General features: G+C 60.9%; 14 protein-coding genes. 2 read left to right on the top strand and 12 right to left on the bottom strand.

The window, feature by feature from the left end; all coding sequences use genetic code 11:
* Nucleotides 1–578 (top strand): transposase (locus E3O06_RS16240; protein ID WP_174843247.1); only part of this gene is annotated, 578 nt, incomplete at its 5' end.
* A gap of 184 nt (nucleotides 579–762) precedes the next feature.
* On the opposite strand, the gene E3O06_RS16245 is transcribed toward E3O06_RS16240, so the two are convergent.
* From E3O06_RS16245 to E3O06_RS16280, 8 genes are all read right to left on the bottom strand, one after another.
* Nucleotides 763–1,785 (bottom strand): sugar phosphate isomerase/epimerase family protein, encoded by a 1,023-nt coding sequence (locus E3O06_RS16245; RefSeq protein WP_134504426.1) that lies wholly within the window; start codon nucleotides 1,783–1,785, stop codon nucleotides 763–765.
* A gap of 20 nt (nucleotides 1,786–1,805) precedes the next feature.
* A complete protein-coding gene (locus E3O06_RS16250; protein ID WP_134504428.1) occupies nucleotides 1,806–3,299 on the bottom strand; it encodes a sugar ABC transporter ATP-binding protein in 1,494 nt (497 codons plus the stop codon).
* Complete coding sequence (locus E3O06_RS16255; protein ID WP_134504430.1) at nucleotides 3,296–4,150, bottom strand: sugar phosphate isomerase/epimerase family protein; 855 nt, start codon at nucleotides 4,148–4,150, stop codon at nucleotides 3,296–3,298. The genes E3O06_RS16250 and E3O06_RS16255 overlap by 4 nt, the downstream gene beginning before the upstream one ends.
* Complete coding sequence (locus E3O06_RS16260; protein WP_134504432.1) at nucleotides 4,147–4,989, bottom strand: sugar phosphate isomerase/epimerase family protein; 843 nt, start codon at nucleotides 4,987–4,989, stop codon at nucleotides 4,147–4,149. Before E3O06_RS16260 ends, E3O06_RS16255 begins: the two co-directional genes overlap by 4 nt.
* 102 nt (nucleotides 4,990–5,091) lie before the next feature.
* A complete protein-coding gene (locus tag E3O06_RS16265; RefSeq protein WP_134504434.1) occupies nucleotides 5,092–6,078 on the bottom strand; it encodes a sugar ABC transporter substrate-binding protein in 987 nt (328 codons plus the stop codon).
* Nucleotides 6,079–6,163: 85 nt separating this feature from the next.
* Entirely contained in the window at nucleotides 6,164–7,294 is a 1,131-nt protein-coding gene (locus tag E3O06_RS16270; RefSeq protein WP_134504436.1) for an ABC transporter permease, read from the bottom strand.
* A 33-nt stretch (nucleotides 7,295–7,327) separates the two neighbouring features.
* Nucleotides 7,328–8,374: a Gfo/Idh/MocA family protein gene (locus E3O06_RS16275; RefSeq protein ID WP_134504438.1), complete on the bottom strand. Its 1,047-nt coding sequence runs from the start codon at nucleotides 8,372–8,374 to the stop codon at nucleotides 7,328–7,330.
* Nucleotides 8,375–9,547: a Gfo/Idh/MocA family protein gene (locus E3O06_RS16280; RefSeq protein WP_241980321.1), complete on the bottom strand. Its 1,173-nt coding sequence runs from the start codon at nucleotides 9,545–9,547 to the stop codon at nucleotides 8,375–8,377. It abuts the gene before it with no gap.
* Nucleotides 9,548–9,686: 139 nt separating this feature from the next.
* Here E3O06_RS16280 and E3O06_RS16285 point away from each other — a divergent pair, with 139 nt between their 5' ends.
* Complete coding sequence (locus E3O06_RS16285; RefSeq protein WP_134504440.1) at nucleotides 9,687–10,895, top strand: ROK family transcriptional regulator; 1,209 nt, start codon at nucleotides 9,687–9,689, stop codon at nucleotides 10,893–10,895.
* Between the two features lie 383 nt (nucleotides 10,896–11,278).
* Here the strand turns inward: E3O06_RS16285 and E3O06_RS16290 are convergent, their stop codons facing one another.
* The 4 genes from E3O06_RS16290 to E3O06_RS17655 form a co-directional block, all read right to left on the bottom strand.
* A complete protein-coding gene (locus tag E3O06_RS16290) occupies nucleotides 11,279–11,746 on the bottom strand; it encodes an SRPBCC domain-containing protein (protein WP_166788242.1) in 468 nt (155 codons plus the stop codon).
* 286 nt (nucleotides 11,747–12,032) lie between these two features.
* Nucleotides 12,033–13,268, bottom strand: a complete 1,236-nt coding sequence (locus E3O06_RS16295) for a hypothetical protein (protein WP_134504444.1) — start codon at nucleotides 13,266–13,268, stop codon at nucleotides 12,033–12,035.
* 2 nt (nucleotides 13,269–13,270) lie between these two features.
* Nucleotides 13,271–13,537 (bottom strand): hypothetical protein, encoded by a 267-nt coding sequence (locus E3O06_RS16300; protein WP_134504446.1) that lies wholly within the window; start codon nucleotides 13,535–13,537, stop codon nucleotides 13,271–13,273.
* A 213-nt stretch (nucleotides 13,538–13,750) separates the two neighbouring features.
* Nucleotides 13,751–13,894: a hypothetical protein gene (locus E3O06_RS17655; RefSeq protein WP_166788241.1), complete on the bottom strand. Its 144-nt coding sequence runs from the start codon at nucleotides 13,892–13,894 to the stop codon at nucleotides 13,751–13,753.
* Nucleotides 13,895–14,110: the final 216 nt, after the last annotated feature.

Below are 14,110 nucleotides of genomic sequence, written 5' to 3' on the forward strand. Positions count from 1 at the left end.
TCTCCGACGCGGAAGTCGCCGAGATTCCCTTCACCGCGTTCGGATCAAAGAAGAAGAGCGAGCAAGTCCTCGGACGTCTCATCGTGCGTCGCATCCCGGAACAGAACAAGACCGCCGCCGCCGGTCAACGGACTCTCTTTGATCTGTTCCGTTTCCACGCGTTCTTCACCACCAGCACCCTCAACACCGTCGACGCCGACAAAACCCACCGCCACCACGCGATCATCGAAAATTTGAACGCCGACATGAAAGCGTCGGCGATGGCGCACTTCCCGTCCGGCGTATTCACGGCCAACGCCGCCTGGCTCGTCCTGGCCTGCATTACGTTCAACCTCACCCGCGCCGCCGGCACCCTCGCCAGTCCCGCCCTCGGAAAAACCGTCACCGCAACCGTTCGCCGCAAACTCATCACCGTCGCCGCCAGAATATCCACGTCAGCACGACGCATCACGTTGCACCTACCCNCCACGTCAGCACGACGCATCACGTTGCACCTACCCAAAAGCTGGCCCTGGGAAGAAGGCTGGACGGCGCTGTTCACCAGCGTTTGCAGCCCGCCCGGACGCGCCGCCACCTAACCATCCAGCCCGACCGGGCGCAACAAGGAACCCCAGTGGAACACCCAGGCATCGAGGCCCTGAACCGTCCCTGATTTCATGCCGCCGTTTTGTTGGCGGCTTCGATATTTATCGGGCCGTTTGTTTCAGCGTAGTAGTTGCTTTCATATTCCTCGGGCGGCATGTTTCCGNGAAAGCTGGCCCACTACTCCTGACGACTGAATGCGGCGTCGAACGATGCCTCCGGCTGCTTCCACAGCAGCGATCGGACGAACCCCACTGCTTCAGCAGCCCCGTGCAGCCTATCCATCCCGGCGTCCTCCCACTCGACCGAAATCGGGCCGCTGTACCCGATTGATCGCAGAGCGCGAAAAGCATCCTCCCACGGCACATCGCCATGACCGGTCGATACGAAATCCCACCCACGACGCGGATCGCCCCACGGCAGGTGCGAACCGAGCACACCAGCGCGGCCAGTCGCCGGACGCAACCGCGTATCCTTGCAGTCCACGTGGTAGATCCGATCACGAAACTCCCAAATAAACTCGACCGAGTCGATGTTTTGCCACATCATGTGCGAAGGGTCCCAGTTAAACCCAAACGCCGCACGGTGGTCAATCGCCTCGAGTGATCGAACGCTCGACCAATAGTCGTAGGCGATCTCCGACGGATGCACCTCATGCGCGAACCGCACGCCTTCGCTGTCAAATACATCGAGAATTGGGTTCCATCGGTCGGCAAAATCCTGATACCCCGCATCGATAACCGAGGCGGGCACCGGCGGAAACATCGCCACGTACGGCCAGATCTTCGATCCCGTGAAGCCGACCACCGTATCGATGCCAAGCTTTCGTGCAACGCGCGCCGACCGCTTCATATCTTCGGCTGCGCGCTGACGCACCCCCTCGCCGTCTCCGTCGCCCCACGTGTTCGGGCGAAGGATCGCCTTGTGCCGAAAGTCGATCGGGTCGTCGCAGACGGCCTGACCTGTGAGGTGATTCGAGATTGCCCAAGCCTTTAGGCCATACCGGTCGAGGATGTCGAGCCGCGACTGCAGATATGCATCGTCTTCGTCGGCCCGCTCGAGGTCGAGATGATCTCCGGATGCTGCGATCTCCAGCCCGTCGTAACCCCATCCGCTCGCCAAACGGGCGACTTCCTCGAATGGAAGGTCGGCCCATTGGCCGGTGAACAAAGTGACCGGATGCGTTGACTTTTGGTCGGTCATGTCAAGTTCCCTTCTTGGTCTTACGCCGCGGCGTAAGACATAACGTTTTCTTTGGTCGCTGCGGCACGGTCGAGTTCGCCGACGATGCGTCCTCGACGCATGACGACGACACGGTCGGAAAGCGCGAGCAATTCGGGCAGCTCACTCGAGATGATCAAAACTGCGACACCGGTGCGAGCGAGTTGTTCAATCAGGCGGTGGATCTCTGCTTTGGCCCCGATGTCGATGCCCTTCGTGGGTTCGTCGAGGATCAGGACGCGGGGGTTGCTCGCGAGGCAGCGCGCGATAATCACCTTTTGCTGGTTCCCGCCCGAAAGCGAGCGGATCGATGTTTCAGCAGTCGGCGTCTTGATCGAGAGGTCGCCGATGTACTTCTGCGCTAGCTTCCTCTCGATCCCGAGCTTGAGAATTCCCCAATGGCTCACCTGCTTCAGAAGCGATAGTGTCGTATTTTCGCGCACCGATAAGCCGGGGATAATGCCCTGTTGCTTACGCTCTTCCGGCACAAGCGCTATGCCCGCGTTGATTCCCGATCGGGCACCTCGGAGCGTCAGCTTCTTACCGTCGAGGTAGACAACACCCTTCTCCAGCCGATCCGCACCGTAGATGCATCGAGCGACTTCGGTGCGACCCGCCCCGATGAGCCCGGCGAGACCGACGATTTCGCCCGCATGCACTTGCAGGTCGACATCGGCGAAAGCGCCTGCGCGACTCAGGCCGCGTGCCTCGAGCACGACCTCACCGCGCTGGCGTGGGACATGCTCGTACATATTGACGTTATCGCCGACCATCAATCGAACGACGGACTGCGTGTTCAATTGGGCGGCCGGGACGGAGGATGCGACGGTCTGCCCATCTCGGATCACCGTGATCTTGTCGGCCAGCTCGAATACCTCCTCGAGCTTGTGCGAGACGTAGAGAATCGCGAGCCCTCGGGCGCGCAAGTCGTTGACCAGTGTGAAGAGCTTCGCGACGTCGTGGTCGGCGAGTGCGGTGGTGGGTTCGTCCATGATCACGACCCGTGCATCCTGGGCGATCGCTCGAGCGATCTCAACCATCTGGCCTTCACCGGTCGACAATGCCATCGCGGGTGCGTTCAAGTCGATTCCGGGGGCGACCTGATCGAGAGCAGATTTAGCGCGCGCGCGCACGGCTTGCTTCGAGACAATGCCGCTCTTGCCTCCCCAGTCGCCGAGGAGGATATTCTCGGCGACTGAGAGATTCGGAACGAGGTTGTGCTCCTGGTGGATGGTCGCGATGCCGGCCGCTTTCGCGGCAGCAGTGTTGGCCTGCATTGGTTCGCCGTCGACGTAGACTCCACCCTCGTCGGGAACATAGAACCCACTGAGGATCTTGATGAGAGTTGATTTTCCGGCGCCGTTTTCACCGACGAGACAGTGCACCTCGCCGGCCTGGAGTTCGAAGTCCATGCCGGCAAGGGCGACGACGCCCGGGAACCGCTTGACCAGTCCCCGGGCTTCGATGACCGCGATCGATGTGTGCGAGTCGCTCATGGTATTTCCCTTTGCAGGAACGCGAGGCCATCCCGAGCAAGCGCATCCATCGAGGGAGCGACCGGACGCCACAGTGACACGGCGCGCGCGATCTCTTTCACCGTCGGCAGGAACGACTCTATGACGATTGTTCCGCTGTAGCCGATGTCGTCGAGCGCCTGCCATGTCTCGCTCCAGGCCACGTTGCCAGTGCCGGGCGTTCCGCGGTCATTCTCCGAGACTTGAAAGTGGAACACCTTGTCGCCGGCCAAACGGATGGCGTCACCTATGTGTTTCTCTTCGATATTCATGTGGAATGTGTCGAGCATGAAGCCGGCATTGTCGCGGTCGATCAGTTCGAGCAATTGGAGGCCCTGCTCGACTGTGTTTACGAGGTCGGTTTCGAACCGGTTGAGAGGCTCAATGGCAAGCGCGACGTTGCGATCTGCCCCATAATCCGCGACTAGGCGGAGGCTATCAGCCGCCCATTGGCGCTGCTGCGAACGCTCGTCCGGTGAAAGCAGTCGCGTTTTGCCGGTCGTCGAGTACATCGGGCCCGCGACGTGTGGCGAGCCGACGGCAGCCGCCATGTCGATGCACAGTTTGATGTAGTCGACGCCCGACTGTCGCATCTCTGCGTTCTCGTGTGACACGTCACGGTCGGGCCCGAAGGCCCCGCAGATTGAGATGGGCAGACCGGTGCGCTCGGATGCGGCGATTAGAAAATCGGTCGTTAGTTGCGACGGGTCTTCGATGCACACCTCGATCAGGTTGAAGCCCATCTCTTTCGCGTAGTCGAACTGGTCGCCGTCGTCGTCGGTGAACGGCGATGCGAGAACGAATGAGCTGATGCCGAAGTCGTACTTGCTCATTGGCCCGACACCTTGTCCTCAGCGGCTTTGAGCGTCCTGATGGCCAGTTCGGTGTACTCGTCGAGAAACTCGAGGTGGCCGTTGCGTGCGATCATGGCGAACGGGTCGGCGGAGGCGGGGAGCAGTTCGAACGTGACGTATCCGCTGTAGTCGATGTCTTTGAGAGCCTGGACTGTGGGCACGAAATCGATGTGTCCGGCCCCAGGCGCTGCGCGGTTGCTGTCGACGGCGTGCACATGGTTGAGGTGACGGCCGGCATCGCGGAATGCTCCGTCGATCGACTTCTCTTCAATGTTCATGTGAAACATGTCTCCGTGTACACCGGCGTTAGAGAGCCCGGTCGCCTCTACCAGACGGACGGCCTTGTCCAGTGTGTTCAAGAAGTAGGTCTCGTAGCGGTTCCAGCACTCTAGTGTGATGTCTACTCCCACGGATGCGGCGTATTGGCCGATTTCACGGACGTTCTCGACGGCCCAGGCCCACTCCTGCTCGTCACTCTCGAGAGCGGAGGTTTTGCCGACAGGCGACGGGCCGACAATAATCGTGGGGGCGCCGACCGATGCTGCGAAGTCGGCCATCGACTTTCCATAGTCGATGCCTTTCTGGCGAATAGTCGCAGCTGGGTTCACCAAGTCGCGGTCGCCTGACCAAATGCTGCAGATCGAACTGACTTCGATTCCGGTGTCCGACTTCAGGCGGTTGATTTCAGTGACGTCCTGGTCCGTCTCTCCGATGAGCTCGATGGCATCGTAGCCGAAGCGCGACAGTCGGTCGAAGCTCTTCGCGATCGGCTCCTGGCTGTAAACAATTGCGTTGTACGAATACTTGAAGCGAGACATTTCGTGTGATTCCTAACTGGTTCTGTTCGGGGGAACGGACGGAGCAAAAATGTCCCGGTCGCGCCGTACCGTGACTTCACGGCGCGACCGAGAGGTGTGCTTCTACTTGAAGACGTTGCCCCATAATTCGGGGTCGTCGACATTCTCAGCGGTGATTAGCGAAGGCTCAGTGAGCTGCAGTGCCTCGACGGTCTTACCGTTGAGGATGTCGACCATCGTCGAGAGCCCCAAGGCACCCATCACGAAGGGATCCTGGTTCATCGTGGCGTCCTGTGACCCGTCGCGGATACGATCAAGCGCCAGAGGCGTTCCGTCGACTCCGACGAGCGGGATGTGACCAGGTTCGCCTACCTTGGCGGACTTGCCGATCTGCTCAAGGCCCGACACGATTCCGCGAACCATCTCATCGTTGTGGCTAAAGAGACCATTAATATTCGGGTCTACCGTGAAGTTATCGACCGCAATAGAGAGGGCGTTGTCGGCCGTCCACTGAGCGTCACGCGAGATGACTTCGATGTCGGTGAACTCTGCGGCTCCTTCCTTAAATCCATTGCCACGAAGGATGGCGTGGTATGCGCCCTTCGCGCCTTCGAATTCGAGGAGGGTACCCTTTTCGTCCATCAGCTTGGCGAGTTCTTCGGCACCGAGCTTGCCGGCGAGTTCATTGTTGTAAGCGACCGCCGCATCCGCAATATCACCCGTGACCACGGAGTCGACCGTGACGACCTTCTTGCCGGCGTCGTGAATCATCTGGACACCGGGAACGAGTTCGTCGGAGTTGTTCGGGCTCAGCACGAATCCATCGACGCCCTGCGCCAGTTGGTCTTGGATCTGGCTGATCTGGGCCGACGAGTCGCCTTTGGCGTCGAGAATGGTGACCTCGACGCCGAGCTCCTGTGCCTTGTCTTTGATGCCCTGGCCGAGCGCGACCATGAACTCGAAGCCTTGGCTATACAGCAGAACGGCGATCTTCGTCTTGCCGTCGTCAGAGCTGCTTGGTGTTCCTGCGGTGGGACTGCACGCGGTGAGGCCGAGGGCAGCAGCGGCGGTGAGTGCCACAGCGACGACGAACTTTCTTCTTGTCTTCATTGACTTTCTCCTGTTTTCTTTTCGGTGCCTCAATGAGCTACCGTTGGGGCGTACAGTTGCGAACTCATTTGAGATGATGACGCGGTCAATTTTCCGCGCGGCTTGAGGCTGCGCTGTCGGTCGGCGCAGGTGAGAAGGGAGTGGAAGTGCTGGCCGACGACGAGGGTGGCGGAGCGAGCTTCGCTCGACGAGAAAGACCTCGTTGCACGTACTTGTAGCGGTAAACGTCCAAGGCTGCGGCGGCGAAGATCACGGCGCCCTGCACGATCTTGTCGTACGAGGATGGAATGCCGAGGAGATTCACGGCATTCGACACCATTGAGATGAGCAGCACGCCGAGCAGTGTGCCCTTGATGTTCCCCTGTCCGCCGAAGAGGCTGGTTCCACCAATCACCACGGCCGCGATGACTGTCAGCTCGAGGCCGTCGCCGGCACGGGGACTTCCGGATGCGAGACGACCGGTGAGGAGAAGGCCCGCGATCGCAGCGGTCAGCCCACATATGACGTACGCGAGCATCTTGATGCGGTCGACGCGGATCCCGGCGAGAAGCGCGGCTTCAGGGTTTCCGCCGACCGCATAGATCGACCGGCCGAAGGTTGTGCGCGTCAGCCCCAAATGCGCGATAAACGCAATGATGAGTACCGCGGGGATGAGGAGTGGGATGCCGAAGAGCTTCGCGTTGACCGCGCTGGTCAGAATTTGGGGAACCGGCGTGATGTTTCCACCGTCGGAGTAAGCGAAAGCTAAGCCCACCCCCGCACTCAGCGTCGCCAGGGTGGCGATCAACGGCGAGATCCCCAGCTTCGTCACCATAAGACCGTTGATTGCGCCGATGATGATTCCGATCAGGAGCCCTGCGAAGATACCGACGATGTCGGGCATCCCCATCCGCACGATCACGCCCATCGACAGGACCGACGTCACCGCTGCTGTCGCCCCGACCGAAACGTCAATACCGGCCGTGAGAATGACGAAGGTCATTCCTATGGCGAATACGCCGAGAATTGTCGACTGGTAGAGCAGGTTGATGAGGTTGATCGGTGAGAGGAAGACGGGGCTGAGGAAGCTGAGCGCCGCCCCGAACGCGAGCACGACGATGAGCAGCCCCTGGGCGCCGATCAGTCGCCCGGCGACAGAACCGGTCAGTTTTCTTTTTTTCGGTTGGGTCGCGCCTGAGCCGGGGCTGGGACTGTCAAGGTGAGTGGATATTGTCATTGTCCTTGTCCTTGGTATATGTCGTGAACTGCGTCAGCCGACGGACGTAAGAAGTTCGTCGACCGAGGAGAGACGCACGATCTCGCCGTCCTTCTTCGCCGACTCCGCGGTCGCAACGACTAGTTGAAGACTGAGGATGTTGTCGCGAACGTCAGTCTCCGGGCGAACACCGGAAGTGACCGCTTCCGAGAAAGCGGCGAGCGTGCCGAGACGCTCCTCGACCTCGAGGTCGTCGAGATCGACATGCATGACTCCGGAGTGCTCTGTAGCGCCGGCGAGGAATACCGTGTCGAAGAGCGACTGGAATCGGATCTGGACGGTGTTGTTCTTCCAGCTGATTGAGCCCTTAGTCCCATGAATCTCCCAATCACCGTCCCAACTCGTCTGCTCACCTTGGGAAGCCCAAGATCCGGTGTAAATGACCTTCGCGCCGTTCGAACCTTCGATCTGAACGACAGCGGAGGCATTTCCGGCGAATCGCGACCAGGACGGGTTCCACGAGTTTGCGCGCACAGATACGGCTTCAACTCCCGCGATTCCGCGGATCTGGTCTATGTGGTGGATCATCGCGTCGACGATGAGAGGCTCGTCCATCGTCAACCTAAAGCCATCAAACGGAGGATTCTTCTGGTAATTAATGAAAATTTGTTGCACCTCGCCGATGACGCCCTCGTTGATGAGGCGCTGAACAGTTCGGGGCGCCCGCTTGTAGCGGTAGTTCTGAGAAACCATGGCGATGGCCCCGGAATGGTCAGCAGCGTCGATGATCGACAGCGCGTCGGTGAGATTACCTGCCAGCGGCTTCTCAATGAGCGCCGGAATTCCCGCCTTTAGCGCGGGAACCGCAACGGCCGCGTGATACTCCGGCGGCACGATGACGAGAACGGCGTCGAAATTAGCTTTGTCTTCGAGCGCGTGCTCGATGTCGCGGTATGCGCGGACTCCATACGATTTCGCTACCCGCTCTGCGGCCGCGCTATCAACGTCGACGACGCCGGCCAACTCCCACGACGCACTCTGCTGCACGACGGTGAGCCAAGATGCGCCCCAGGCGCCCAAACCGACCTGAATGATTTTCATCTAACTTCTCCTCGCTACGTTTACTAGTTCTATTGCTGCTGCTGAATGGGGCGTATCGACCCATCCTCCGGTCTCGTGTGATTTTAGGACGGCCTCCGTGAGAACTGCGGCGCGGTAGCCGTCGGCGAAAGTGGGAAGCCCGTCTGGGGTCTCTCCCGTGCGCGCTTGGTAGCTGTCGCTCACAAACGCGTTGAATGCATCTTGATACCCCTGTGCATGCCCGGGGGGGACGATTGAATACCGCGCCGCGGAGGGATGCAGTGTTGCGGCGTCACGGACGATGTGGTGGAACCCCGTACGCTTGCCAAGCCACAAGGTCTCGGGGTTCTCTTGGTCGAAGAAGAGCGATTCGCGCTCTCCGCTGATCTCGAAACTCAGCCTGTTTTTTCGTCCTGCCGAGACCTGGCTCACGAGAATGGTTCCGAGGACGCCGCTTGTGGTCTCGAAGACGAGCGCCACAGCATCCTCGGTGTCAATGCTCTTGCTTCGATTGCGATCGCGATGCACGGTGCGCATTACTGCGTTAAGTCGTGAGATCCGATCGTCGGTGACGAACTCAATGAGATCGCACAGGTGGGAGCCGATATCGGCGAATGCGCGGGACGGGCCGCCGATTGCAGTCTCCACCCGCCAGTCATCGTCGTCAGATGACAGCAACCAGTCCTGAAGGTATGAGGCCTGGATGACGAAAATACGGCCAACTGCGCCGGCGAGCACCCGCGCTCGCGCCTCGCGGACCATGGCGTGAAAACGGTAGACGAACGGCACGGATACGATTCGGCTAAGCCTCTCCGCTCTCACCATGAGTTCGTAAGCGCTCGACGCCGAAGTCGCGAGAGGTTTCTCGCAAATGACGTCCTTACCCGCCTCGAGGGCCGCCAGTGCGAACTCCGGATGTGAGGCGTTCGGCGTACAAATGTGGATGACGTCGATGCTCTCATCGGACAGCATCGCGTCCACGGAGGGGTAAGCGGTGGAAATGCTCAATCTCAGTCGTGCGGCCTCGGCGGTCTTGGCACTGGACGACGCTATGCCAGCAAGTTCCGCCCCAGCGGCCCGTGCCGCCCGAGAGTGAACCGTTGCTATAAGGCCGCCCCCGATGATCCCTATTCGAGGTCGTCCGGCTGCGTTGTCGGTAACATCCGTTGTCATACAGACAATTTTGACCGACATACAGCTTTTGTCAATAGGTACGCAAAAGTAATTGGCTTAAAAGCCATCTTTTTGATGAAATGAAACAGATAGACTCATTGCGATCGCATTAAGACGCGATTGTTGTCACCGACAACACCGCACCAACCTGGGAGATAGCGTGACGACGACTGTCAAGACTCTCTCGGCTTTCGGAGCCGGGGAGCTGTTCCAGTTGTTGCGTGACGGGATCCCGCGCACTCGAGCGGAGTTAGCCGCCAGTACAGGCCTAGCTCGATCGACGATTACCTCTCGGATCGACAACCTCCTGGATTTGGGCCTCATCACACCTGTAGCTGACGCCGCCTCGACGGGCGGTCGACCCTCTGCACGAATCGCGATCAATCCGGGTGCGCGCGTGGTCGCCGCTGCCGACATTGGAGCGACACACGCCACGGTCGCGATCTGCGATCTCGCGGGAACAGTTCTGACGGAAAAACGCAATCGCCTTCAGATCGCTGAAGGGCCGGAGAGCGTTCTATCGTGGCTCATCACGACCATCGACACCTTGCTCGCCGATCTCAACCGACCGCATGATGAATTGATCGCGATTGGGGTCGGCCTTCCCGGCCCCGTGGAACACTCCACCGGCCGACCCTCGAACCCTCCAATAATGCCCGGCTGGAATGATTACGACGTTCCCGCGCGCATCCAGCTTTACTTCCCCGTGCCAGTGCTAGTCGACAACGATGTCAACATCATGGCTTTGGGTGAGCGCGCCCACAGCTGGCCACATACGAACGACATGGTCTTTCTCAAGGTCGCGACGGGCATCGGGTCAGGAATCATATCGGACGGCGGCTTACGACGCGGCGCATATGGCACTGCGGGTGACGTCGGGCACATCCCTGTCGGGCGTGGAGCGGGTGTGACCTGTCGATGCGGCAACACCGGATGCCTCGAGGCGATCGCCGCTGCGCCCGCGTTGGCGAAGGCACTGCGCGGGGCCGGTCTCGAGGCAAACTCGGGCGCGGATGTGGTGGAGCTGGTTGAGGCGGGCAACCTCACGGCCATCCGCTTCGTACGCGAGGCGGGCCGAGCGATCGGCGAGATGCTCAACATGTGCGTGAGTATCCTAAACCCATCACTTATCGTGATCGGGGGGTCCATGGCCCAGTCGGGCGAACACCTCATCGCAGGCATTCGCGAGGAGGTCTACTCACGTTCAATGCCGCTCGCCTCGCAGAACCTGACGATCGTCGCGTCCAAGACGGGGGCTCAGGCCGGCGTAATAGGGGCGGGCATTCTCGCGATCGAGCATGTACTGTCACAGGAATATATCAACTCCATGGGTTTCCCCCGGGCGACTGCATCTGCGCCGGCAGGTTGAGCTTGCCTGCATCTCCCTGTTCGTACCTAACGGCGATTCTCATAACTACGTCTCATAAGTGTCCGGGTTGAATGACGGTACTGACCGTTAGTTCTGAAACACACCAAGAGCAGATTGACGTGCTGAAGAGCTACGCCCGCATTCAACGCCGCAGTATTTTACGGACGGGCACGAGGTTGACGTCTGTACCGCGGGTGTCCGGCGCGACGACGTTTAGGTGGACCACGGTAAAAAATGGCGGGCTGTTCCCCGAACTCACGGGCGGCGGAATCCCTGGGCAGATTTTGCTCGCTTTCACGCACATCTCCTGCGCTCCACCAAATAGTCCTCTACCGGCCGAGCAACGTGGCCAACTTGTCGAGCGACTCCCCCGTAATCGTGAACTACTCAGTGACACCCTCGAATAGGATCGCGAGCTCGTCGAGTTCGACGTCCCAGCCCTCTCGGTTCTGCTCGAGACGTTCGCGACGGTAGCGGGTGCCGCCGGGGAGTGTGTCGAAGCCCGATTCGATCACGGTGACATCCGTCCCGGAACCGGAACCGGCATCGGCGACGGTGAAGCGCACGTGCGTCGAGTACTCGTCGAGCTGTTCGGCGGGGATTCCCGACCAACGGAAGCCGAACGAGCCGTCGGGCACGACCTCGGTGATTTCGATCGGAAAACTGCCGTAGTCATCCCAGTCGATGCTGCCAGTTGCACCGGGCTCGAGCGCGGCGAACTCCACACCGTCTCCGAACCACTTGACCATCACCTCGGGGTCGGTCAGCGCCTTCCAGACGCGCGTGCGCGAGGCTTCGATGTGCACGGTGCGGGTCACGGTGTGGCCCTTGATTCTTGCGTGATCAGACACGGTGTTTCCTTCACGTTCAGGCCGAGCGCGACGGGACATTGCCCGCCGAGCGGCACGTCAACAAGTTCTGCAGACGCACCTCATCGAGCGTACCCATGATTGCGTGTCTGTTCACGGCCGGGAGAGCGCCGTGGACGCGAGGGGCAACGCATCAGAGGTCGGTCCTTGGGAGCCCAGAGCGCATAGATGCCTCACGAGGAAAATCAGTCGCCTGGCGTGGTTTCCGCCTAGTCCAGCACCGGCATTCGGAAGGGCCCGGTTTGCTCGGTCCTTTCGTCGCCATCGACTACGAAAGCGCCCGTCGATGAACCGATTGGTCTACCACGTCGTGAGATTCGAGCGAGGTCGCGATGTGCAGGCCCGCGATGCGGGCGGCGGTCCGAGCATCCGCTTTGGTTAACCTGCTCGTGGGCACGCGCTCGATGACGTCCTGCAGCGCAAGCTGCACCACCAACGACTCGGCCGGCACCAGCGGCATCCCCCGATGTGCCCGCGCCAGGTTCTCCACCTCTGCCTCGGCGTCCAGCCGCGCACTGTTTCGGTGAAAATGCACCACGATGGCCTTCATATGCCAATCCACCTGCTGTTGCCGCTCTTCCCGGCGTTCCTCAGCTTTCGTACTCCGCACAGCCGCCGCGACGTCGCGGCTGGTCAGCAGGTCGACCCGGCGCATCCGCTCGGCGACTATTTCGACGGCTCGGGCGTAGACGATATTCTGCACCGGTGCAGGCGGGAGCCCCATGCGTGCTCGGGTGACCACGTAGGCCTCGGCGAACTCGCGCATGCGGGCACCGTTCTTGAGCACGTGCTCCGTGAGCGATTCGGCAAACACCGTGAACTGCCGCACGTGCTCGGGCCGCGATGGGTCATTGAAATACTCGTCGGCTTCGCGCTCATTGGTGCGACGCTCGGCCGCGGTCGTCGCGTGCAGAAGCTTCGGCGGGAGGCCCGCCCGGCTCAGACTGCGCTTCAGGCGTCGCGCCGCCGCGTTGGCCTCCAGCTCGGACTGGTAGATCTCCGGATCGCTGCGCCGATTCCGCTGCAGCTCGGCCCGGCGCTCCTTGTTACGCTCGGCCCACTGCCGGGTGATCTGCTTCGTGCGATCGGGGTCAGCGTCGCGCCGTGCTGCCGCCCGGGCGTTCACCTCGTCACGGTGTGCCTCGTAATAACGGTTGTAGTACTCGCGCACCTTCTCGCGATTCTCCGCCACCCACCGCTGCTGATACACACGCCGGCGCTCCGGATGCTCCACCCGCCAGCGTTTCGCCCGCTCCCTCCGCCGGGCACGCACCTCGGCTTCGCGGTGCCGGCGGGCCGTGGCCCGACGCATCGAGTCGCGGTTGAGCTGCCGGGCACGGTCGAGGTGTTCCGCTCGCCAGAGGCGATTCAGCTCGCGGATCCGGTCGCGGTTCGCCGCCACATACTGGCGCCTCTTCTCCGCCTCGGCGTCACTGCCAGACGGATGCTCCGCCAGCGCCTTCTGCGGCGCGGCGTCTTGCCCAGATAGGTCGTTCATGATCACTGCTACGCGGGAGGCTGAGGGGCCAGCTCGATAACAAGGGCGAGGAGTTCCGAGCGATGCGCCGTCGGATTCGTGATCACACGCCCGACCGCGACGCGGAGCCGTTCGGTGTCCTCGTCCGCGATCATCGCGACGGGCTCCAGACAGTACTCGATGTCGTTCCGGAGGTTGTGCCTGTTATCGTCGACGGCAATCTCCGGATAGTAGAACAGTGCAGCCAGCGCGGTGCGGCTGAGAAGGTCGTCGAACTGCTCCTGCGGGATCGTCATAATGAGGCCTCCTGTGGGCGGACGTGTCTGAGCCAATCATGTCTCTAACAGGAGGTACGCCGGCTGTGACTGGCCGGAATGTCAACTGCGCCTCGACACGAGCACTGGCTCCTCCCCGCGCTTCACCCTGACGTTTTCGGAAAGCAACACCTGCGGCATGCGACGGCGTACCCCGGCTTCGACCAACCCGGCGAAGTACGCCGCAGCGAACCCCTACGGCACGGCGAGAAGCATCACGGGCACGCCCCACTTGAGACCGCGCCGAGTGTTGATGGCGTCGGTCACGATGTTGGTCGGCATAAGCCGGCGCAAGAAGCAGTAGCTGCGGGCCGTGGCGGCCAGGATGAATTCGAACATGGCGCGGCCTCTCAGATATTGTCCTCGCAGCGAGCGATGGCGCGCACTATCGGTTACCTGAGAAAATTCTAAATCCGATCAACCACAGGCGAAAGCACCGAAAATGCGGCTCTCCTGACGTAACCGTGGGTTCGTTGGGAGCGCCTTAACGGCCGCACGCCGCTCTCCGCCTAGGTTTCTAACTGTCAAAGGCAAGAAACTCGGGAACGGAAAAAG

The organism is Cryobacterium glaciale, assembly GCF_004402535.1.
Taxonomy (GTDB): domain Bacteria; phylum Actinomycetota; class Actinomycetes; order Actinomycetales; family Microbacteriaceae; genus Cryobacterium; species Cryobacterium glaciale.